We start from the raw sequence: 19,997 nt of genomic DNA on the forward strand, positions 1-19,997 counted from the left end.
ATGGTCGACACTGTGATTTCCGCAGGAGAGGAACTATGGAGAATTTCTCGTCATCACTGGAAATCGCATCCCTGAAACATGGCATGTGGAAAATGAGACTTGGCTTGTCCGTGATCGGCGTCGTCGCCTTGTTCGCGAGCGCCTTGGCACAACAGCCGACCGACGCGCAGCGCAACGCAATAAAATCCGCTTGCCGTACCGATTTCATATCCGATTGCTCCGGTGTCACGCCGGGTGGCAAGGAGGCGCTTGCCTGCCTGCAGCAGCATGAAGCGTCGCTGTCGTCGGGATGCAAGCAGGCAATCAGCGCGCTCGGCGGAAGCGGCAGCGCCGCCGCTCCGAAATCGTCTTCAGGGGCGTCGAACGCGCCAGCAACGCCGGATGCTGGCACACCTAAAGCTGCCGCGCCCGCAGCAACGGCCGCACCGCAGCTTTCGCCGCGGGAGGAGATGGTCATTGCTCGCGAGGCCTGCGGGCCGGACTTCCGATCCTACTGCCGCGCCGTTCCGCTTGGGGGCGGACGCGGCATCGCCTGCCTTAGAGAGAATATGGCGCGGTTGTCCCCGGCCTGCCAAAAGGTCCTAGCTCACGGATTGTGATTTTCTTTTGCTTTCATGGTCTTCGGTACGCTGGGTGATTGGGTGCCGGGACGTATCGGTCTCGATTCGCAAAATGGTTGTGAACTCGTCAGACCTTGGTCCAACTACACAATCTCTCCGCATGCGCTAACTGCACCTTGTCCTTCTGCCCCGAAGGATGAGGGAGGCTTTGGGATGTCGCGGACAAACCCTCCTGCAGCCTCCCTCCTCACGGTCAGACCTTGGTCCAACTTTTCAAGCGCGCACCCTCTGCCTAAGTTGGCCTTGTCCTTCCGCCAAAAAAAGGACACGCAGGGGCACCTTTCGGGGTCCTCTGAGAGGGCTCGAGAGGATCACCAACGGGTAGGCTGACCTCTCGGCTCTCCCCGTCCATGGCCGCACCCGACGCAGCGACCAGGGCGTCATTGCATTCTCGGCTTCCTTGATAAGCGGCATGGGTCAGGTCCAGCCGTGAGGTTCCATAAACGCCTTACGCCTCAAACTTCGTGTTTTCAGTGCTTTATACGCCTGAATGGCTGGAAGCGTGAGGGGTCGGTGGGTCGTTCCGTTCAGGGCGAAAGATAGTGGAGCGACTTTGTGTCGTGCAAAGACGCGGCCTCTAGGATCTGGACTCCGCTTATCTCGGCCGGGCTTGGCATCGGCTTTGTCCCGGAATGCACGGCAGATCTTCCGAACCGCGCCTTCGAGCTGAAGGCGGTGCGGGGGATCGACTTTCGGATCGGGCTCGGGGTTGTCTGGAATAGGGAGGACCCGACTCCCTCGCCCGACGACATCGTCGATATCGCACGATCGCTGGTGCGACCGGGAAAGTGACTGGGGGAAAGGGCGGTCGTTGATGGGCTTCGGCTTGCCTATCGCACCGGACCGTCAGTCCTCAGTAGCCCCAACAAGATGAACGTCTCGGCAGAAGAGAAATATTACTAAGGCAAGTCGATCCTGTCGCGATCGGTCGACCAGCTCCCAGAGCGAGTGAGGCGATCATAGGCGCCATCCGCCTGCTGGTCTGCGTCTCCCGTCAATCGACCTTGACAACCGGGTCCACGGCGAGACGTTATTGGGCTCGCAACGTCGTAGAAAAACGAGGATGGGATGAAGTTTAACAGACCGTCAGTCGCAGGCGTGGTTGGTGTGGCAATGTGGGGGGGTGGCGTGAGCCTTGCGGCATTGTCTGCGCTCGCACAGGAAGTCGAGCCGCCCGCTCCATGGGTCAAGCTTACCGGTTCGCATGCTGGAGCGGTCGGAACATGCTCTGCCGTTGATGCGACCGACAATGAGGCTTGTTACATGGTGCGTTGCGACGCCAAGAGCGGTCTCGTTTTCGAGATTGGCGATGCCACGGTTGGCGACATGGGCCTGCGATCGGCGCGCTTCGAGATTGGCAGGTACAAAGAGACAATCCGCCTCGACGGGAACAGTCCCGATCGGCGAACGACTGTTCTCTCAAAGCATCCGAAGTTGCTTGCCGCCCTCACATCTGGCGCTGATTTCGCGACCATGTACGCCGTCGAGGCCGATGTGAAATATAGCACCGGCTTTGAACTCACGGGGGCGCGAGACCAGGTATCTCGTCTGGCAAAGGGCTGCCCAACCAAGCCGTGACGACGGGTGACGGTCCTGACCGACCATGACGCCCGATTACCCAAAGCTGCCGATCGACCGAACCGAGGCACAGACAACACGCTTTAAAGGAAAGCCGCATTGAACATGCGGTCGCTTCCGATGATCTATCATTGCTGCGACCGGCTGTTCTCGCTGACCGTGACGTCAATCTGCTCTTCGCCGGCGTCTGCCTCAACGTGTCCTCCGGGTTGGCTAGCGCCGGACAGGGAATAGCTTCCGCCGCCAGTGATCTCGGCGGCGCCAACGGCAATTACGCGGTGGCGCCGGCAGCACTTGCCGGCTACCAGACCTACAACGCGCTAACCGGCGTCAATACCGACGCCCTGAAAAACATGCGGGGCCTCGCCGACTGGGCCGGTCTTCAGAAGTCGGGCCTCGGTTCCGTTTCGCTGACGGTCGGCTACAACGCCTCGCGATCCGCTTGGGACGGCGATGTCGAATACTGCACCTTCGCGTTGAGGATCGGCCAGCTGAATAGTGCCTCCGTGGGCCGCCAGCATGGAGCGGACGATATCGAGGCCGATGCCAGTACCACCTTGCTCACGGCGAGTGGAGAAAAACGGCGTAAAGATAAGATCCCGGTTCCCGATTGGAATACCTACGCCATTGTCCTTAACTGTAATCGTGACTGCTTGATAACAAGGCTGGACATCAGTTGTTCGCTTCGATGATTGTAGCAAGCTTGAAGCCGATCCCATGAACCGTCGCGATGATGCCGTGGCAGCCAACTGCTGCAAACTTGGCGCGGATATTGCGAACGTGACTGTCGATCGTACGATCGGCGACATAGGCGACCGGCCTCTGTCACCTGACCTCCAACGTATTTGCGACTTGGTCATGAACTTCGCTTTGGCAGCTCTGTTGTGATGCGGGTCGCGGCCATATCTTTACCGGTGCAATCACTCGAAGGCTGTGAACAAGGGTTTCTCGTGTGATATCGGGATCGTCCATCAACTGAATGGCCGCACCCGACAGAATTATTGCCCTTTTCCTTGCATCAGCAGCGGAAAGAGGCCCGAGATTCACGCGGATCAGCGATTTTCCGAATTTTGATTCGACGCTAGCGGGAATTCTTTGCTGGAACGTGAATCCGTTTTCGCGTTTCCATAAATACATCTCAAGCCTCTCGTTCTGGCTCGCATGTGTACAAAGCAGTGTATTTCGCCATGTACGACGAAATTTTCTTCTAAAAATTTCCGTTTAAAATCATAGACTTATGGTCTATGGTGGGCCCGGAGGGACTCGAACCCCCAACCAAGCGGTTATGAGCCGCCGGCTCTAACCATTGAGCTACAGGCCCTGCAGCGGTTTGGCTGCCGTGTCCGGCGCAATGGTTCCCCGGAACGGGTTCCGCTCTAACGCAATTCTCCAGCGCTCACAAGGGACTGCCGCAATAGCTTCACAATCAATCGGCAAGACGACACTTAAGACTTCACAATCAGGGAGTGAAACATCGTGCTGCCGAACACCAGAACAATCGTCTTCAGCCTTCTGCTCGGTTTTCCGACTGCCGCTGCTATGGCGCTGCCGGCGCTGGCCGCCGATTCGCAGCCGCGTGAGGCTGTGATTTCCGTCAGCGGCGAAGGGCAGGCGAGTGTCGCGCCCGACATGGCGGTGCTCAACCTTTCCGTCGTGAAGCAGGCAACGACCGCGCGCGAGGCGCTCGATGAAAATAACAAGGCAATGAGCGATGTCCTTGCTGCGCTGAAAAAGGCAGGCATCGCGGAGCGGGATCTGCAGACCTCAGGTTTTGCGGTGCAGCCGCAATTTAACTACCCGCAGTCCAACGATGGCCAGCCTAAGCCGCCGGAATTGATCGCTTACCAGGTCAGCAATTCGCTGAGCGTGCGCGTCCGCGACTTGTCCAGGCTCGGCGCCATCCTCGACGAAGCTGTCACGCTCGGCGTCAACCAGGGTGGAGACATTCAGTTCACGAATGACAAGCCGGAGAAGGTGATGGAAGAGGCGCGAAAGAAAGCCGTCGCCAACGCCATCGAGAGGGCAAGGACTCTGGCCGGGGCTGCCGATGTCAAACTCGGGCGCGTGATCGAGATCAGCGAGACGTCGCCGCGTGCGCAGCCGGTACCGGTCTTACGGGCTGCCATGATGAAGGAGGCGGCAGACTCAGCCGTGCCGGTTCAGGGCGGTGAAACCAGCTACAATGTTACGGTCAACGTGACATTTTCGATCGCTCAGTGATCGTCAACGGGTTTGATCCGTGACCAATGGCCATTGATATTCGCTGCAATATCAATGGCCTGTTTGTTTTTGTCGAACGCCGGGGAACCTTCGGGCAATAAAAGGCTTTATCACGCATATATTACACTATAACATCGATCGTGTTTTCGGCCCGCAGGGAACCCTGAGTTCTGTTTCCCACGTCGCTGCCGGCCGAAGAGGAGGAATGGCACTAGCCCTAAAGAGGAGACAGACATGACGAATGCCTTGCCGCCGCTTCACAATGGACACGCCCCGTTCACCCTTCAGGAACTCTTCCGAGAAGCCCTCTATGCCTTTGAAGAGTGGGATACGGAACTCACAGAACCGATCGTCACCTTCGAAGGACGCGTTGTACCCATCAGTCAGGTCTTCGAAGCGATGCGTCTATGCGACGATATCGTTCCGATGAACATCGTCGGAGCCGTGACCGAACGGCTTACCAAACCCTGGGAAGGCGAAGGACCGCTCGACCAGATGAGTTTCTCGACTGCCGCCCGTGTCATGGGCGTCCTCGTGCGCAAGCGCCTGCTTGCAAATGGCACGGCTGATATTGTCGCCGTTGCAGAACAGACAGCCGAGCGTCGCTCCGGCAATTGACTTCCTGGATTGCGGTCCTATGGCCGCAATCCCGCTCCCAGGTGAAAATTTGCTATAGTTCGAAGGCTTCCTTGAGGCCGACGCTCTTGTGTTCGCGCAGGTCGAGATCGGCCTCGATGTGGGCAATGTGGTGCAGCATCAGCCTGCACGCCTCGTCAAGATCGTTACGCTCGATTGCGGCGACGATGTCGCCATGCTCGGAATGACCGCAACTCGATATGGTCGATTGGCCGTAAAGAGCAATCACCAGCGACGAGCGGGCAACCAGTTCATCCATGAAGCGCTGCATGATGGCGTTTCCGGATATGCCGGCAAGCGTCAGGTGAAAGTCGCCTGATGCCTTGATCTCGGCGCGCCGCGCCGTCTGGCCGCGCTCGCCCATCAACCGGCCTTCTTCGAGCAGCAATTGCTTCAGGTGCTGGATCTGCGAAGGCGTAATCTTGGCTGCCGCCTCGCGCAAGATTCCGGGCTCGACGAGACGGCGCGCGGCAAAGATCTGGCGCGCTTCCTCGGGCGAGGGGTAGGCGACGAACGCGCCGCGATTCTTTTCGACGCTGACCAGCCCCTCGTAGGAGAGAGCCTGCAAGGCGGCGCGAGCGAGCGTACGGCTGACATTGAACAGATTGCCGACATCGCTCTCCGATAATTTCGTTCCCGGCGAAAGGCGCCGCTCCACGATCGCGTCGCGGATCGCGTCGCGGATCTGTTGTGCGCCTGTCTCGGCTGAATCCTCTGCGATTTGCAGGGCCGTTGCGGTGGATTTCATGAACTCGGATACCTTTTGACCGGGAAATGATATCTGCGTTTCGCGCAAAAGTTAAACGGAATTTGTGCGCAAAGTTTCGGCTAAATTGTATACGATATTCTGCACGAATTGCAGACGATAGCCTATTTTGTGTGCATATTCGTATGTCGCCTGATTTTTCATATCTGGCGCAATCTTGGCGGCAAGCCTTTGATTTGGCGCCGCTTGATGCGCGGCAATAGAAACTGGCATGGCAGATGCATTGTCTTTCTCAAACAGAGGAAGACCAATGTCTAAAGCCGCAGAGATCGATATCGTATCCGTTTCGAAGATGTATGGCGCCACCACGGCGGTCCACGCCATCAGCCTGAAGATACCGGCCGGTTCCTACTGCTGCTTTCTCGGGCCTTCCGGCTGCGGCAAGACGTCGACGCTGCGCATGATTGCCGGGCACGAGAGCATTTCCTCAGGTGACATCCGGCTCGGCAACACTGTTGTCACCGACTTTCCGCCGGCCAGGCGCGGCACGGCGATGATGTTCCAGTCCTACGCGCTGTTTCCGCATCTTGACCTCGTCGACAATGTCGCCTTCAGCCTGAAGATGAAGGGTGTCGAGAAGGAAGAGCGTCGCGCCAAGGCGTTGGAGATGCTGAAGCTGATGCAGATGGACGCCTATGCGACGCGGCGACCGGCGCAGCTTTCCGGCGGCCAGCAGCAGCGCGTGGCGCTGGCGCGCGCGCTGATCACCGATCCTGAAGCGCTGCTGCTCGACGAGCCGTTGTCGGCGCTTGATCCCTTCCTGAAGATACGCATGCGTGCTGAGCTCAAGAAGCTGCAAAAGACGCTCGGCATTACTTTCGTCCACGTCACGCACAGCCAGGAAGAGGCGATGGCGCTCGCCGATATCATCGTCATCATGAACGACGGCAAGATCGAGCAGGCAGCGACGCCGCGCAAGGTGTTCGAGGAACCTGCTACAGCGTTCGTCGCCCGCTTCATGGGTGATCATAACGTCCTGTCCGGTCGCGTTGTTTCCTCGGAAGACGGCGTCACCACGCTCGAGGTGCCGGAGGGGCAGACCTTCTCGGTGCGGGGTAACACCAAGATGGCCGGCGAAGCTGTCGACATCGGCGTTCGCACCGACCGGGTCCGGCTCGATGCGGCAAGCGATAAGACGCTCGGTTTCAACGGCGTCGTCTCCAACATCGAATATCGCGGCGCCTCGGTGAAGATCACCGTGGCCGGCGCGGGCAGTGACGACTTCACGGTCATCGCGAGTGACGGCGACTACTTCGCCAAACCCGTATCGGTCGGCGATGCGGTGTCTCTGAGTTGGGCTCTGGAGGACGCGGTCCTCCTTGGCCATGCATGAACCTCACCAGCAAAAAGAAGGGGAACTGACATGACAACTGAAAAGAAGACGACCAAGACGGCAGCGGGGATCTCTCGCCGCAGCCTGCTCAAGACCGGGGCTGCTGCCCTCGGTGCGGCCGCCGGCTCCGGCCTGATCACCGGCTTCCCGACCATCTGGGCGCAGTCGAACATCACGCTTCGCCAGTTCGGCACCGGTGTTTCGAACATCAACGCCATTGCCGAGCAGTGCAAGAAGGACCTCGGCATCACGCTCGAGATGACGGCGACCGATTCCGACGCCGCGGCCCAACGCGCCGTGACGCAGCCTGATAGCTACGACATCGCCGATATCGAATACTGGATCCTGAAGAAAGTCTATCCGACCGGTGTCATCCAGCCGATGGATGTCAAGAAGCTGAAGTACTACGACAAGGTCGTACCGCTGTTCAAGAACGGCAAGCTGAAGCCGGACAGCGTCATCGCCCAGGGCACGGCGCCGCACACGGTCGGCTATGTCGAGAGCGCGGATGCCAAGACCTTCGCCAAGGGCGAGACCGAACTCTTCACCATGATGCCGACGATCTACAATGCCGATACACTCGGCATACGCCCCGATCTCGTCGGCCGCGATATCACCACCTGGGCCGATATCATGGATCCGAAGTTCAAGGGCAAGACCTCGATCCTCAACATCCCGTCGATCGGCATCATGGACGCCGCGATGATCATGGAAGCGCTTGGCAACATCAAGTACGCCGACAAGGGCAACATGACCAAGGCAGAGATCGACAAGACGATCGAGTTCCTGATCAAGGCGAAGCAGGACGGCCAGTTCCGCGCCTTCTGGAAGAGCTTCGACGAGTCGGTCAACCTGATGGCATCAGGCGAAGTCGTCATCCAGTCCATGTGGTCGCCGGCCGTCGCCGCCGTCCGCTCCAAGGGCATCGCCTGCAAGTATCAGCCGCTCAAGGAAGGCTATCGCTCGTGGGGCGGCGGTCTCGGCCTTGCCTCGCACCTCAAGGGCGCACAGCTCGACGCGGCTTACGAGTACATCAACTGGTACACGTCCGGCTGGGTCGGCGGCTATCTCAACCGCCAAGGCTACTACTCCGCCTGCATGGATACGGCCAAGAACTTCATGACATCAGACGAATGGGGCTACTGGATCGAAGGCAAGCCGGCGCAGGGCGATATCCTCTCGCCGGAAGGCAAGGTCATGGAGAAGGCGGGTGCGGTTCGCGACGGCGGCTCGTTCGAAGAGCGCATGGGCCATGTGGCTTGCTGGAACTCCGTCATGGACGAGGATCGCTACATGGTTCGCCGCTGGAACGAGTTCATCGCGGCCTAGAGCGGGATGCCGAAAAGTATAGGTGGTTTTCGGCTGAAATCCCGCTCTAACTTTATGATTTAGAGGCGGATTCAGATTTTAGGTCGGCTGGACCTAAAATCATCCGGCTCTAAGGCAAACTGCTTCTGCCAGGCCCTCTCCCCAGTTCCTTTGGGGGGAGGGCATCGACAACGGAGAGACCGGAACATGGCGACGATCGCGTCTTCGCAGGCCGACCAACAATCGGAACAGATAAGCCGTCGACGAATTGGATGGCCGGCTTGGGCAGCCTCCTATCTGCAGGCAACGCCGCTGATCCTCATTCTCGGCTTCTTCTTCATCCTGCCGATCGCCATGATCGCCGTCGTCAGTTTCTGGGATTATGACTTCGCCGGACTCTACCCGGCCTTTCTGACCATGAACTACACCGACACGCTCGGTTCATGGGTCACTTGGAAAACCTATCTCAACACACTGAAATTCACGGTGATCGTCTGGGGGCTGACGCTCGTCATCGGTTTCTGGGTCGCCTACTTCCTCGCCTTTCACATCCGCCGGACGACCACGCAGATGATCCTGTTTCTGGTCTGCACCGTGCCGTTCATGACCTCCAACATCATCCGCATGATCTCCTGGATCCCGGTGCTCGGTCGCAACGGTCTGGTCAATTCCGCGCTGGTGCAGATAGGCATCGTGCCGCAGCCGATCGAATGGCTTCTCTACTCCGATTTTGCCGTCGTTCTTGCGATGGTGCATCTCTACACGCTGTTCATGGTCACGCCGATCTTCAACACGCTGATGCGTATCGATCGCTCGCTGTTCGAGGCGGCGCGCGACGCCGGCGCCAGCGGCTGGCAGATCCTCTGGAATGTCGTACTGCCGCTGGCAAAGCCCGGCATGGCGATCGGGACGATCTTCGTCGTCACTCTCGTCATGGCAGACTTCTCGACGGTTCAGGTCATGTCCGGTGGCCAGAGCGCCTCGGTCGCGTTGATGATGAAGAACCAGATGTCGCTCTTGCAGTATCCGGCAGCGGCTGCCAATGCGGTCGTCCTGCTTGCGGTCGTCTTGATGATGGTTGCCGCGATCCTGCGCGTCGTCGATATCCGCAAGGAGCTGTGAGATGAACCACGAGAAGCGTACCTTCGAATTCTATGTGCTCGCAGCCTTCTTCCTCGTCTTCGTGCTGTTCCTGTACGGGCCGCTCTCGGCAATCCTGATCCTGTCCTTCCAGGGCCCGGATGGCGGCCTGACATTCCCGCTGAACGGCGTCTCGCTGCATTGGTTTTTCAATCTGTTCGAGAAGCAGGCGGTGGGCGATTTCGGTGCCTCCTTCCGCCGTTCGTTCTCGCTCGGCCTGATGGTGATGGTCGTCACCGTCGTCGTCTCGCTGCTTGCGGGTCTCGCGTTTCGCCGCCGGTTCCGCGGATCGACCGTGCTTTTCTATGCGACGGTCGCAAGTCTCGTGGTGCCATCGATCATCATTTCGCTCGGGATCGGCGTGGTTTTCCAGCAAAGCGGCCTGAAGCCCGCCTGGTACTCCTCTGCCTTCGGCGCGCATCTGACATGGACGCTGCCGTTTGGCGTGCTGATCATGTTTGCCGTCTTCAATCGCTTCTCGCCGGCCTACGAAGAGGCGGCGCGCGATCTCGGGGCGACTTCATGGCAGACCTTCCGGCATGTCGTGCTGCCTATGATCGCACCGAGCCTGATCGGCGTCGGGCTGTTCGGCTTCACGCTCTCTTACGACGAGTTCGCTCGCACGCTCATGACGTCGGGCAGCTACAATACGCTGCCGCTCGAAATCTACGGCATGACCACGAATGTCACGACGCCGGTGCTCTATGCGCTTGGCACGGTGACGACGCTGTTTTCCTTCACCATCATTCTCGTTGCGCTCGGCATCATGCTCATGCTGCGCCGGCGTCAGGCAAAGATAAGCTGATCCAATGCGCATTCTTCTGGTCAATCCCAATACGACAGTGTCCATGACCGAGAAGGCAGCCGTTGCGGCTCGCGCTGTCGCGGCCTCCGGCACCGACATTGTCGCCGCGACCTCGCGCATGGGGCCAGCGTCGATCGAGGGACACTATGACGGGGCACTCGCAGTCCCCGGGCTGCTGAGTGAACTCAGGGAGCGGGCTGGCGCATATGATGCCGCCATCATCGCCTGCTTCGACGATACGGGGCTCGATGCAGCACGCAGCCTTGCCGACGTACCGGTGCTTGGACTTTGCGAATCTGCGGTCGCCACTGCCGGCTTTCTGGCGCAGAGGTTTACCGTCGTGACGACGCTGGAGCGCTCACGCGTGCTGATCGACAATCTTGTCCGACGCTATGGCATGGGCGGACGCGTCAAGGTGCGCGCCTCTGACATACCGGTCCTTCAGCTCGAAGATCCCGCCTCGGGCGCTATTGGCAAGCTGCGCGCCGAGATCGAACGGGCGCTGTCAGAGGATGGCGCGGAGGCAATCGTGCTTGGCTGCGCCGGCATGACCGATCTCGCTCGCGATCTACAGGATATCTACGGCGTGCCAGTGGTCGACGGGGTGGCTGCAGCGGTTAAGCAGGCGGAGACGTTGGTCTCGCTCGGATTATCGACCAGCAAACGCGGTTCCTACGCATCGCCGCTGGCCAAGCCGTTTACAGGCGCGATGAGCGCCTTTGCGCCGATCCGGGCGACAGGCTGATCCATGACTGTGTCCTTCGATTTTGAGACGCTCTCCGAGCGCGAACGCTATAAGCTAATGATCGGCACGATCATTCCGCGGCCGATCGCGTTGGTGACGACAGTGGACGAACACGGCCGGACCAACGCCGCACCCTTCAGTTTCTTCAACTGCCTCTCGGCCGATCCGCCGATCCTAGCGCTTGGTGTCGAGAATAATCCCGATATGTCCTTTAAGGACACTGGTCACAACATCCGTATGACCGAGGTCTTCACGGTCAACATCGTGTCCTTTGCCATCGCGGAGGCGATGCATGTCTGCGGCTCGAAATATCCTCGCGGCGTCGATGAACTGAGGGAGGCCGGTCTGACAGCAGTCCCCGGCCAGAAAGTCGCCTCGCCGCGGATCGCGGAAGCGCCGGCAGCCTTCGAGTGCAGGCGTCACCTCACGCTGGAGCTCGGCAAGTCCCGGCAGATCATCATGGGCGAAATCGTCTATGCGCACTATCGCGACGGCGTCGTCGACCCGGAAAGGCTACGCGTCGATCCTGCAGAGATTGACGCCATTGCGCGTCTCGGCGGTGATACCTGTTCGACGATCCGCGACCGCTTCGAAATGCTGACACCCAAGTTGTAAAGGTCCGTGGCATCGCCACGATTCCGCTTTACTTTTCCCCTCCGCTTGCATTTGTTCAGAAAAAAGCCTTGCAGGAGAGGAAGCCCACGTGACCATGCCCGAAGAAGACCTCAAGCGGATCGCGGAACAGGAAAAGGTATTGAGTTTCGATACCTTCGATCTCACGACCGCATGGCAACTCGGCAAGCTCCTGCAGGAGCTTGGAACCGAACGTGGCCTCGGAATTGCGATCGATATTACGCTGCATTCGATGCCGGTCTTCTATGCTGCGCTCCCGGGCGTCACGCCCGACAACGTCCAGTGGGTGCGGCGCAAGCGCAATCTGGTGCTGCGTTATTTCAAGAGCAGCTACGCGATCGGTCTCGATCTCAAGCAGAAGGGCAAGACTGTCGCCGACAACGGCCTCGCTGATGCCGATTATGCACCTCACGGCGGCAGCTTCCCGATCAATGTGAAGGGCACTGGCTGCATCGGCGCGGTCACAGTCTCGGGGCTGCCGCAACGCGACGACCACAACCTTGCGGTTGAGGCACTGGCACTGATGCTGGCGAAGGATCTCGACGCGCTGCGTCTGGCCTGATTGTCGAGGTAGGCAACCTCGTTTGCGGAAGTCGCCTAGTTTGCACTTGAACCGAATATGGCGTTTTCCAACCATGGGTTAGAGAACGTCCGTTCCGGATCCATCCTGTCTCGAAGGCGCGCAAACTCGGGAAGCTTTTCATATTTGGCGCCGATGTGGCGCCCGGTGAAGACCTTGCCCCAATGCGGCAAGGCCGCGAAGGGCAAGAGCGCTTGCTCAATGTGCTCCACGGCCGCGTTGACTGCTTCCTGATTCCGAACCCAGGTAAAATGGATCGAGAGCGTGTCTCGGTGATATTGAGGGCTGAGCCACAGTTCATCGGCGGCGACTGTCCGGAATTCCGCTACTTGCACCAAATGCGCAAACCTCTCACGGATTGACAGCAACGTGTCGACAGCGGCTGCTCCGTATTCTCGCGGAATGTGGAACTCGGACTGGATCTCCTCGCCGTTGCTGGGCGTGAACCCCATCTTGAAGTGCGGGAGCCTGTCGGACCATCGGCCAGGCTGCCCCAACTGTTCCGTGGAATTTTGCGCATCCAATCCGCTGATGGGATGCCTGTTGACCATCGCGCGCGCTGCGCCGTGGATGGCGGTGGGCCACTCATCGGCCGATGCGGTTCTCTTGACCCAAATCGATCCGGCTTGTTGACCCCATTGCGTGAACACACTGACACTGTAGCCCGCGGCCATGATCTCATCGAGGTTGGCCAACAGCTTGTCCCAGGCCAATCCTTCGTAAACATACTGCGCGACCTGAAATTCCGGCTGGACATCAAGCGTTACGCGCGTGACGATGCCAAGCACGCCCAGATGTACTGCCATTCCCGGGAAATCGGCATCACCGCGTACTACCTTTATGAGGCGACCGTCGCCTGAAACAATTTCAAGCCCGGAAACCGCTGTCGCCAGGTTGCCATTTCGGTTGCCTGATCCATGCGTTGCCGTGGCAATTGCTCCGGCAATCGAAATATGTGGCAACGAGGCTAGATTATGAACGGCGAGATGATGCCGATGGAGGAAAAGTGCAAGCTCTCCATAGGTGCAATGACCGCCAACGGAAACCTGTGTTCCATCGCCTTCGATCACAGGGTTGATCGGTAGCTCGGCAAGCGACAGGGCCACTTCGCCATCGGCGATTGCGTTGAACGAATGGCCCGAGCCCACCGCTTTTATCTTTGGCGAACGCGCCACGATTTCGCAAACCGCGTCCACGGAAGACGGGTATAGGCAGTCGCGAAAGCCATAGTGAAAACTTGCTGCCCAATTGGTCGTTGGAATCCGCGTCATAGACAAAACCTCGCACCGATTTGTTTTCTATCGCACAGCCATTCCAACGACCAGTCGTCGTTTATGCCGGTGCGTCGCATCCGCCGTTCTAGTCACGGCGCCGACGCGATACCACTGGAAATGATGGCCGCGCGCCATTGAGGTGGCGCGCTTTAAATCAGATCTTGCCGCCCGCTTCGGAAATGACCTTGGTCAGGCTTCCGTTCGCCGGGAAGAGGGGGATCAGGCACGCCTGCAGGGCGTGGTAGATGTCGCCCCTGCCAGGGAAGATCGTATGGGCAGGCACCAGGTCTTCCGTCAGTTCCTCATGCCAGCCGCCATTCTTGTGATCGATGAAGGAGCGTTCGATGACGTTCCAGATCTTGCGGTAGTGTTCCTCATGGTAGTCACTCGGCAGGTGTTCGTTGAGGAAGTGCGCGGCACCGGCGCCCTCGCAAGCAGGCCACCACAGTTTGTTACGTTTGGCGGGCCTGTCTTGCCAGTCGAGCGTATAGAAGAAGCCGCCCTTATTATCGTCCCAACCGAGGGCGATCGACTGCGAGAACAGGCTCTTGGCTGCATCCGGCATCCAGTCATGCTTCTTGTTGCCAAGCACCCAGAGCTGAAGAAGGAGACGCGCCCATTCCAGCCAATGACCGGGGGTGGTACCTGCCGGGCGGAACATTTCGTTCGGATGATAGTAATCCTTGTCGAGGACCCAATCGGTGCTGAAGTGTTCGGCCACGCGCCAGCCGACGGAGCCGGCGGCACGACGAATGACGAGGTCGGCAATGCTTTCGGCCTTGGCGAGATAGTCGCGGTTGCCGGTTGCCTCGAAGGCAGCCATCAGCGCTTCGGTCAGGTGCATGTTGGAGTTCTGGCCGCGATAGTTGCCGCTGTCGAGGGGCTGCCAGTCGGCGGTGAACTCTTCGGCGATGGCGCCGTGCGCGGCTTCCCAGAACTTCGTGTTCAGGACGTCGGTGATGTCGGCAAGCATGCCGTCGGCAAGCGGATGGCCGACTGTTTTTGCGGAGGAGGCTGCGAGCAGCACAAAGGCGTGGCCGTAGCCCTGCTTGTTTGAATCGACGGGGCCGTTGTCGTCAAGAGACCAGAAGTAGCCACCGTTCTTGGTGTCGCGGTGATGCTTCCAGATGTACTGCATGCCGTGATCCACGACGTCGGCGGCGCCGGGGCGGCCGAGAAGGGTGCCGATCGCGAAGCAGTGAACGGCACGCGACGCGATATGGATCGGGCGGACCTGGCCTGCGGCATTGAGCGGCTTGCCGGTGTCGTCGAGATCGAAGAAACCGCCCATTGGGTTGATGGAATTGTGCTGGAAGAAATCGAAGAGCCCGTTTGCCTGTGCAAGAAGCCAGTTGCGGTGGTAGGTGCGGGTGGTCCAGTTTCCGAGCGCGGCGTCGCCGCTTGCAGGTACCATGATACTCCTCCGATTTCGTGCACAAAATCCTTCGCAACCGCCTATATAGGGGCCGCCCGAGTCTGTCATCTGTCAAGCGCCGCAAAGGCGCCACATGATAGGCATATATTGACATAAAGATATCTTTATGTGATTTGGTCAACTGGTCTGCAACGACGTCAAGGAGTCCGCCCGTGTTTGATACTCTGTTTGGTTCCGAAGGGGCAAAGCGCGACGGTAGTGAAGTGTTTGCTGCGCTTAAGAAAGCCGCCAGCGAACGCATCCTCGTTCTTGATGGCGCCATGGGCACGCAGATCCAGGGGCTGGGCTTCGATGAAGGCCATTTCCGTGGTGACCGCTTCATCGGTTGTGCCTGCCACCAGAAAGGCAACAACGACCTTCTGATCCTGACGCAGCCGGATGCGATCGAAGAGATCCATTACAAATACGCCAAGGCCGGCGCCGACATTCTCGAGACCAATACGTTCTCGTCGACACGCATCGCGCAGGCCGACTACGCGATGGAAGGCGAAGTCTACGCGCTCAACAAGGAAGGCGCCGAGATCGTGCGTCGTGCCGCAATCCGCGCCGAGCGCGAGGATGGCCGTCGTCGCTTCGTCGCGGGCGCGATCGGCCCGACGAACCGTACGGCGTCGATCTCTCCCGACGTCAACAATCCCGGCTTCCGCGCCGTCACCTTCGATGACCTGCGTACAGCCTATGCCGAGCAGATCGACGGCCTGATCGATGGCGGCGCCGATATCATCCTGATCGAGACGATCTTCGACACGCTGAACGCCAAGGCAGCGATTTTTGCCTGCGAAGAGCGCTTCGAGGCCAAGGGCGTCCGCCTGCCTGTCATGATCTCGGGCACGATCACCGATCTTTCCGGCCGCACGCTGTCCGGCCAAACGCCGTCGGCCTTCTGGAACTCGGTGCGTCATGCCAATCCGTTCACGATCGGTCTGAACTGCGCGCTTGGCGCCAACGCCATGCGTCCGCACCTGCAGGAGCTATCGGGCGTTGCTGACACCTTCATCTGCGCCTATCCGAATGCCGGCCTGCCCAACGAATTCGGCCAGTATGATGAGACGCCGGAACTGATGGCGGCGCAGATCGACGAGTTTGCCCGCGAGGGCCTCGTCAACATCGTCGGCGGCTGCTGCGGCTCGACGCCGGAGCACATCAAGGCGATTGCTGAGGTCGTGGCCAAGCACAAGCCGCGTCCGATCCCCGAGCATCGCCCCTTTATGTCGCTGTCGGGCCTCGAGCCTTTCGAGCTGACCAGGGACATTCCCTTCGTCAACGTCGGCGAGCGCACCAACGTCACGGGCTCCGCGAAGTTCCGAAAGCTGATCACCAATGCCGACTACACGGCAGCGCTCGATGTCGCGCGCGACCAGGTGGAAAACGGCGCGCAGATCATCGACATCAACATGGACGAGGGCCTGATCGATTCCGAAAAGGCGATGGTCGAGTTCCTGAACCTGATCGCTGCCGAGCCCGATATCGCGCGCGTGCCTGTCATGATCGATAGTTCGAAGTTCTCGATTATCGAGTCCGGCCTGAAACGCGTCCAGGGCAAGCCGATCGTCAACTCGATCTCGCTCAAGGAAGGCGAAGAGAACTTCCTGGCGCAGGCGAAGCTGCTGCATGCTTATGGTGCTGCTGTTGTCGTCATGGCCTTCGACGAGACGGGGCAGGCGGACAGCTACGAGCGCAAGGTCGAGATCTGCGCCCGTGCCTACAAGCTCCTGACCGAAAAGGCAGGCTTCCCGCCTGAAGACATCATCTTCGATCCGAACGTCTTCGCGGTCGCGACCGGCATCGAAGAGCACAACAATTACGGCGTCGACTTCATCGAGGCGACGCGGACGATCCGCAAGACTATGCCGCTCGTGCATATCTCGGGCGGCGTCTCGAACCTGTCCTTCTCGTTCCGCGGCAACGAGCCGGTGCGCGAGGCGATGCATGCCGTGTTCCTCTACCACGCCATCCAGGCGGGCATGGACATGGGCATCGTCAACGCCGGCCAGCTCGCCGTCTACGACCAGATCGATCCGGAGCTGCGCGAAGCCTGCGAAGACGTGGTGCTGAACCGCCGCGCCGATGCGACAGAGCGGCTGCTTGAGGTGGCCGAACGCTTCCGTGGCGCCGGCACCCGCGAAGCGAAGGTGCAGGATCTTGCCTGGCGTGAATGGCCAGTCGCTAAGCGGCTGGAGCACGCGCTCGTCAACGGCATCACCGAATATATCGAGGCCGACACCGAGGAAGCCCGCCAGCAGGCAGAACGGCCGCTGCACGTCATCGAAGGCCCGCTGATGGCCGGCATGAACGTGGTCGGCGATCTCTTCGGTTCCGGCAAGATGTTCCTGCCGCAGGTCGTCAAGTCCGCCCGCGTGATGAAGCAGGCGGTTGCCGTACTCCTTCCTTACATGGAGGAAGAGAAGCGCCAGAACGGTGGCGATGATCGGAAGGCTGCCGGCAAGATCCTGATGGCGACCGTGAAGGGCGACGTCCACGACATCGGCAAGAACATCGTCGGCGTCGTGCTCGCCTGCAACAATTACGAGATCATCGATCTCGGGGTCATGGTGCCGGCAACGAAGATCCTCGAGACCGCCGTTGCCGAGAAGGTCGACGTCATCGGTCTTTCCGGCCTGATCACGCCGTCGCTCGACGAGATGGTGCACGTGGCTGCTGAAATGGAGCGCCAGGGACTGGATCTGCCGCTGCTGATCGGAGGTGCCACGACCAGCCGTGTCCACACGGCCGTCAAGATCCATCCGGGCTATAACAAGGGGCAGACTGTCTATGTGACGGATGCCAGCCGTGCGGTCGGCGTCGTTTCTTCGCTGCTGTCACCTGAGGGTCGCGACGACTATGTGGCTGACATCCGCGCCGAATACGCGAAGGTGGCGGCGGCGCATGCGCGCAGCGAGGCCGAGAAGGTGCGTCTGCCGCTCGCCCGCGCCCGCGAGAACGCGCAGCAGGTCGATTGGGCGGCCTACAAGCCGACCAAGCCGAGCTTCCTCGGCACCAAGGTCTTCGACGGCTACGATCTGGCTGACATCGCCAAGTACATCGACTGGACGCCGTTCTTCCAGACCTGGGAGTTGCGAGGCCGGTTCCCGGCTATTCTCGAGGACGAGAAGCAGGGCGAGGCAGCGCGTGCGCTTTGGGCCGATGCGCAGGCGATGCTGACGAGGATCATCGACGAGAAGTGGTTCCACCCGCGTGCCGTCATCGGCTTCTGGCCGGCGAACGCTGTCGGCGACGATATCCGTCTGTTCAAGGACGATAGCCGCAAGGAAGAGCTTGCCACCTTCTTCACGCTGCGCCAGCAGCTGTCGAAGCGTGACGGTCGGCCGAACGTTGCGCTGTCGGACTTCGTTGCGCCTGTCGAGAGCGGCGTTCAGGACTATGTCGGCGGCTTCGTGGTTACGGCCGGTATCGAGGAGGTTGCGATCGCGGAACGCTTCGAACGCGCCAACGACGACTACTCGTCGATCCTCGTGAAGGCGCTGGCCGACCGCTTCGCGGAAGCTTTCGCCGAGCGTATGCACGAACAGGTGCGTCGCGAATACTGGGGCTACGCCAAGGACGAGCATCTCAGCAACGAGCAGCTCATCACCGAGGAATATGCCGGTATTCGCCCGGCGCCGGGCTATCCGGCACAGCCCGACCATACCGAGAAGAAGACGTTGTTCGGCCTGCTCGATGCCGAGAAGGCGGCAGGGGTGCAGCTCACCGAAAGCTACGCGATGTGGCCGGGTTCTTCCGTTTCCGGCATCTACATCGGCCACCCCGACTCCTACTACTTCGGCGTCGCCAAGGTGGAGCGGGATCAGGTCGAGGATTACGCGAACCGTAAGGGCATGGACGTTGCCGAGGTCGAGCGTTGGCTTGGGCCGGTTCTGAACTACGTGCCGCGCAAGCGCGACGAGGACATCGAGGACGCGGCCTGATCGGCTGGGTCTTCAGGATTCGATTCAAGGACTGGACAGATTGATTCAGCTTGTCGTCGCAAGGCGCTGAAACTGAATCGGAAACCGTCTCAGGTGCTGGGCGTCAATTGGACGAGTAGGGCCGTGGTGTCGTCGCTCTGCTTATAGCGCGGATAGCGCAGGCCTTCGGGATCGATCTCGCGTTCGAAGCGCCTGAGTTCCTCCACCATCGACCGCAGACCCTTTTCGCGCGCGGTGCGCACGAGGCTTTCGGAATCATAGGCCGCGTAGAGGACCGCCAAGTCCGAGAAGCCATCGCTGCAGATGATCGCGTGCGCCCTGCCTCTGATAACAAGCCGCTCGGAAACCAGATGGTCGGCGGCCTCCGGTACGAGGCCGAGGGTCCAAACCCCGCTCTCCGGCGTATTCTGCCGCTCGCGGTGCTGGCGCAACAAGGCGAGGGTCTCGGAATTGCCGAGCGCGCCACCTTCCTTCGTGATGCCGCCCGTTCGCGCAATGTGCTTTCGCGCCTGGTTTTGTTCATGCTGGTAGGCGCCCGGAATTGCCATGTGCATGGTGGCGAAGCCATTTTCCTCCAGTAGAAAAAGGCAGGAGTCGCCGAGGCCTATGAAGTGGAAACCGTCATCAGTCTGATGCAGCATCGCGAACGCGGTCAACGGCCAGGCGTAACGCGGCACGGTCTCGTGGCCGCTCAGAAACGCCGAGCGAGCTGCGAGAGACAGGTCGTGCGCAACCTCTGAGACACTGGACTCACGGGTGATCTGATCCTGAAAGCCGCGGGCGAAATGCCGGGCGATCCAGGCGGCGTCGCTGCCTGCCTCATCCATATACTGGCGATCGCCGAGGCCCGTTGCACCGTCGATGACGAAGGCGCAGGCGTCGTTATAGCCGAAGCTGTCGTCGTTCGGCTTTGCGGGATTTCCGGGATCGGAGATGCTGTCGAGGATCGTGATGCGAGTCGTCATGGGCATATTGAATAGACGCCCTTGACCGTCCCT

Annotated in this window: 14 protein-coding genes, 1 tRNA gene and 5 pseudogenes; 13 read left to right on the forward strand and 7 right to left on the reverse strand. The window is 59.9% G+C overall.

The annotated features are described in order from the left end of the window. Window positions 1-146: 146 nt before the first annotated feature. The 3 genes and pseudogenes from ATY80_RS07880 to ATY80_RS07890 form a co-directional block, all read left to right on the forward strand. Window positions 147-599 (forward strand): annotated as a pseudogene (locus ATY80_RS07880) (hypothetical protein); the annotation flags it as partial. Window positions 600-1,214: 615 nt separating this feature from the next. Then, window positions 1,215-1,412, forward strand: a pseudogene (locus ATY80_RS07885) (LysR family transcriptional regulator); the annotation flags it as partial. A 276-nt stretch (window positions 1,413-1,688) separates the two neighbouring features. Beyond that, the gene (locus ATY80_RS07890) at window positions 1,689-2,198 is read left to right on the forward strand and encodes a hypothetical protein (protein ID WP_088691894.1); all 510 of its coding nucleotides are present in this window, start codon (window positions 1,689-1,691) and stop codon (window positions 2,196-2,198) included. A 488-nt stretch (window positions 2,199-2,686) separates the two neighbouring features. Here ATY80_RS07890 and ATY80_RS29495 read toward each other — a convergent pair. The 3 genes and pseudogenes from ATY80_RS29495 to ATY80_RS07905 form a co-directional block, all read right to left on the reverse strand. Next, window positions 2,687-2,842, reverse strand: a pseudogene (locus tag ATY80_RS29495) (ATP-binding protein); the annotation flags it as partial. 28 nt (window positions 2,843-2,870) lie between these two features. Then, a pseudogene (locus ATY80_RS07900) lies at window positions 2,871-3,005 on the reverse strand (winged helix-turn-helix domain-containing protein); the annotation flags it as partial. Between the two features lie 438 nt (window positions 3,006-3,443). Beyond that, window positions 3,444-3,519 (reverse strand) — tRNA-Ile (locus ATY80_RS07905). A 155-nt stretch (window positions 3,520-3,674) separates the two neighbouring features. Between ATY80_RS07905 and ATY80_RS07910 the strand changes: the two genes are divergently transcribed. Continuing rightward, complete coding sequence (locus ATY80_RS07910) at window positions 3,675-4,418, forward strand: SIMPL domain-containing protein (RefSeq protein ID WP_088691896.1); 744 nt, start codon at window positions 3,675-3,677, stop codon at window positions 4,416-4,418. A gap of 234 nt (window positions 4,419-4,652) precedes the next feature. Beyond that, window positions 4,653-5,036 carry a hypothetical protein gene (locus ATY80_RS07915; RefSeq protein WP_088691897.1) on the forward strand — a complete coding sequence of 128 codons (384 nt, stop codon included), beginning with the start codon at window positions 4,653-4,655 and terminating at the stop codon, window positions 5,034-5,036. A 52-nt stretch (window positions 5,037-5,088) separates the two neighbouring features. Here ATY80_RS07915 and ATY80_RS07920 read toward each other — a convergent pair whose 3' ends face one another. Then, window positions 5,089-5,802, reverse strand: a complete 714-nt coding sequence (locus tag ATY80_RS07920; protein ID WP_088691898.1) for a GntR family transcriptional regulator — start codon at window positions 5,800-5,802, stop codon at window positions 5,089-5,091. 268 nt (window positions 5,803-6,070) lie between these two features. Here ATY80_RS07920 and ATY80_RS07930 point away from each other — a divergent pair, with 268 nt between their 5' ends. From ATY80_RS07930 to ATY80_RS07960, 7 genes and pseudogenes are all read left to right on the forward strand, one after another. Next, window positions 6,071-7,153, forward strand: coding sequence for an ABC transporter ATP-binding protein (locus ATY80_RS07930; protein ID WP_088691900.1), 1,083 nt, complete (start codon window positions 6,071-6,073; stop codon window positions 7,151-7,153). A 30-nt stretch (window positions 7,154-7,183) separates the two neighbouring features. Further along, the gene (locus ATY80_RS07935) at window positions 7,184-8,482 is read left to right on the forward strand and encodes a PotD/PotF family extracellular solute-binding protein (RefSeq protein WP_088691901.1); all 1,299 of its coding nucleotides are present in this window, start codon (window positions 7,184-7,186) and stop codon (window positions 8,480-8,482) included. A 270-nt stretch (window positions 8,483-8,752) separates the two neighbouring features. Next, window positions 8,753-9,583: pseudogene (locus tag ATY80_RS07940) on the forward strand (ABC transporter permease); the annotation flags it as partial. Window position 9,584: 1 nt separating this feature from the next. Continuing rightward, the gene (locus tag ATY80_RS07945; protein WP_088691903.1) at window positions 9,585-10,406 is read left to right on the forward strand and encodes an ABC transporter permease; all 822 of its coding nucleotides are present in this window, start codon (window positions 9,585-9,587) and stop codon (window positions 10,404-10,406) included. 4 nt (window positions 10,407-10,410) lie between these two features. Beyond that, window positions 10,411-11,151: an aspartate/glutamate racemase family protein gene (locus ATY80_RS07950; protein ID WP_088691904.1), complete on the forward strand. Its 741-nt coding sequence runs from the start codon at window positions 10,411-10,413 to the stop codon at window positions 11,149-11,151. 3 nt (window positions 11,152-11,154) lie between these two features. Further along, entirely contained in the window at window positions 11,155-11,766 is a 612-nt protein-coding gene (locus ATY80_RS07955; RefSeq protein ID WP_088691905.1) for a flavin reductase family protein, read from the forward strand. An 88-nt stretch (window positions 11,767-11,854) separates the two neighbouring features. Further along, the gene (locus tag ATY80_RS07960; protein ID WP_088691906.1) at window positions 11,855-12,346 is read left to right on the forward strand and encodes a heme-degrading domain-containing protein; all 492 of its coding nucleotides are present in this window, start codon (window positions 11,855-11,857) and stop codon (window positions 12,344-12,346) included. Between the two features lie 35 nt (window positions 12,347-12,381). Here ATY80_RS07960 and ATY80_RS07965 read toward each other — a convergent pair whose 3' ends face one another. Together ATY80_RS07965 and ATY80_RS07970 are read right to left on the reverse strand one after the other, a co-directional pair. Further along, on the reverse strand, window positions 12,382-13,635 hold the full coding sequence (locus tag ATY80_RS07965) for a D-arabinono-1,4-lactone oxidase (protein WP_088691907.1): 1,254 nt from the start codon (window positions 13,633-13,635) through the stop codon (window positions 12,382-12,384). 157 nt (window positions 13,636-13,792) lie between these two features. Beyond that, complete coding sequence (locus ATY80_RS07970) at window positions 13,793-15,052, reverse strand: AGE family epimerase/isomerase (RefSeq protein ID WP_088691908.1); 1,260 nt, start codon at window positions 15,050-15,052, stop codon at window positions 13,793-13,795. Window positions 15,053-15,225: 173 nt separating this feature from the next. On the opposite strand from ATY80_RS07970, the gene metH reads away from it, so the two are divergent. After that, entirely contained in the window at window positions 15,226-18,999 is a 3,774-nt protein-coding gene (gene metH / locus ATY80_RS07975) for a methionine synthase (RefSeq protein ID WP_088691909.1), read from the forward strand. Between the two features lie 89 nt (window positions 19,000-19,088). Here metH and ATY80_RS07980 read toward each other — a convergent pair whose 3' ends face one another. After that, complete coding sequence (locus tag ATY80_RS07980) at window positions 19,089-19,964, reverse strand: hypothetical protein (RefSeq protein WP_088691910.1); 876 nt, start codon at window positions 19,962-19,964, stop codon at window positions 19,089-19,091. Window positions 19,965-19,997: the final 33 nt, after the last annotated feature.

Origin of the sequence: Rhizobium sp. R711 (assembly GCF_002211365.1) — a bacterium.
Classification (GTDB): Bacteria; Pseudomonadota; Alphaproteobacteria; order Rhizobiales; family Rhizobiaceae; genus Rhizobium.

Excerpts from the sequence above, each read along its gene's own strand:
- ATY80_RS07890 (WP_088691894.1), top strand. The coding sequence starts at position 1,689 with ATGAAGTTTAACAGACCGTCAGTCGCAGGCGTGGTTGGTGTGGCAATG.
- ATY80_RS07915 (WP_088691897.1), top strand. The coding sequence starts at position 4,653 with ATGACGAATGCCTTGCCGCCGCTTCACAATGGACACGCCCCGTTCACC.
- ATY80_RS07920 (WP_088691898.1), bottom strand. The coding sequence starts at position 5,802 with ATGAAATCCACCGCAACGGCCCTGCAAATCGCAGAGGATTCAGCCGAG.
- ATY80_RS07930 (WP_088691900.1), top strand. The coding sequence starts at position 6,071 with ATGTCTAAAGCCGCAGAGATCGATATCGTATCCGTTTCGAAGATGTAT.
- ATY80_RS07935 (WP_088691901.1), top strand. The coding sequence starts at position 7,184 with ATGACAACTGAAAAGAAGACGACCAAGACGGCAGCGGGGATCTCTCGC.
- ATY80_RS07945 (WP_088691903.1), top strand. The coding sequence starts at position 9,585 with ATGAACCACGAGAAGCGTACCTTCGAATTCTATGTGCTCGCAGCCTTC.
- ATY80_RS07950 (WP_088691904.1), top strand. The coding sequence starts at position 10,411 with ATGCGCATTCTTCTGGTCAATCCCAATACGACAGTGTCCATGACCGAG.
- ATY80_RS07955 (WP_088691905.1), top strand. The coding sequence starts at position 11,155 with ATGACTGTGTCCTTCGATTTTGAGACGCTCTCCGAGCGCGAACGCTAT.
- ATY80_RS07965 (WP_088691907.1), bottom strand. The coding sequence starts at position 13,635 with ATGACGCGGATTCCAACGACCAATTGGGCAGCAAGTTTTCACTATGGC.
- ATY80_RS07970 (WP_088691908.1), bottom strand. The coding sequence starts at position 15,052 with ATGGTACCTGCAAGCGGCGACGCCGCGCTCGGAAACTGGACCACCCGC.
- ATY80_RS07980 (WP_088691910.1), bottom strand. The coding sequence starts at position 19,964 with ATGACGACTCGCATCACGATCCTCGACAGCATCTCCGATCCCGGAAAT.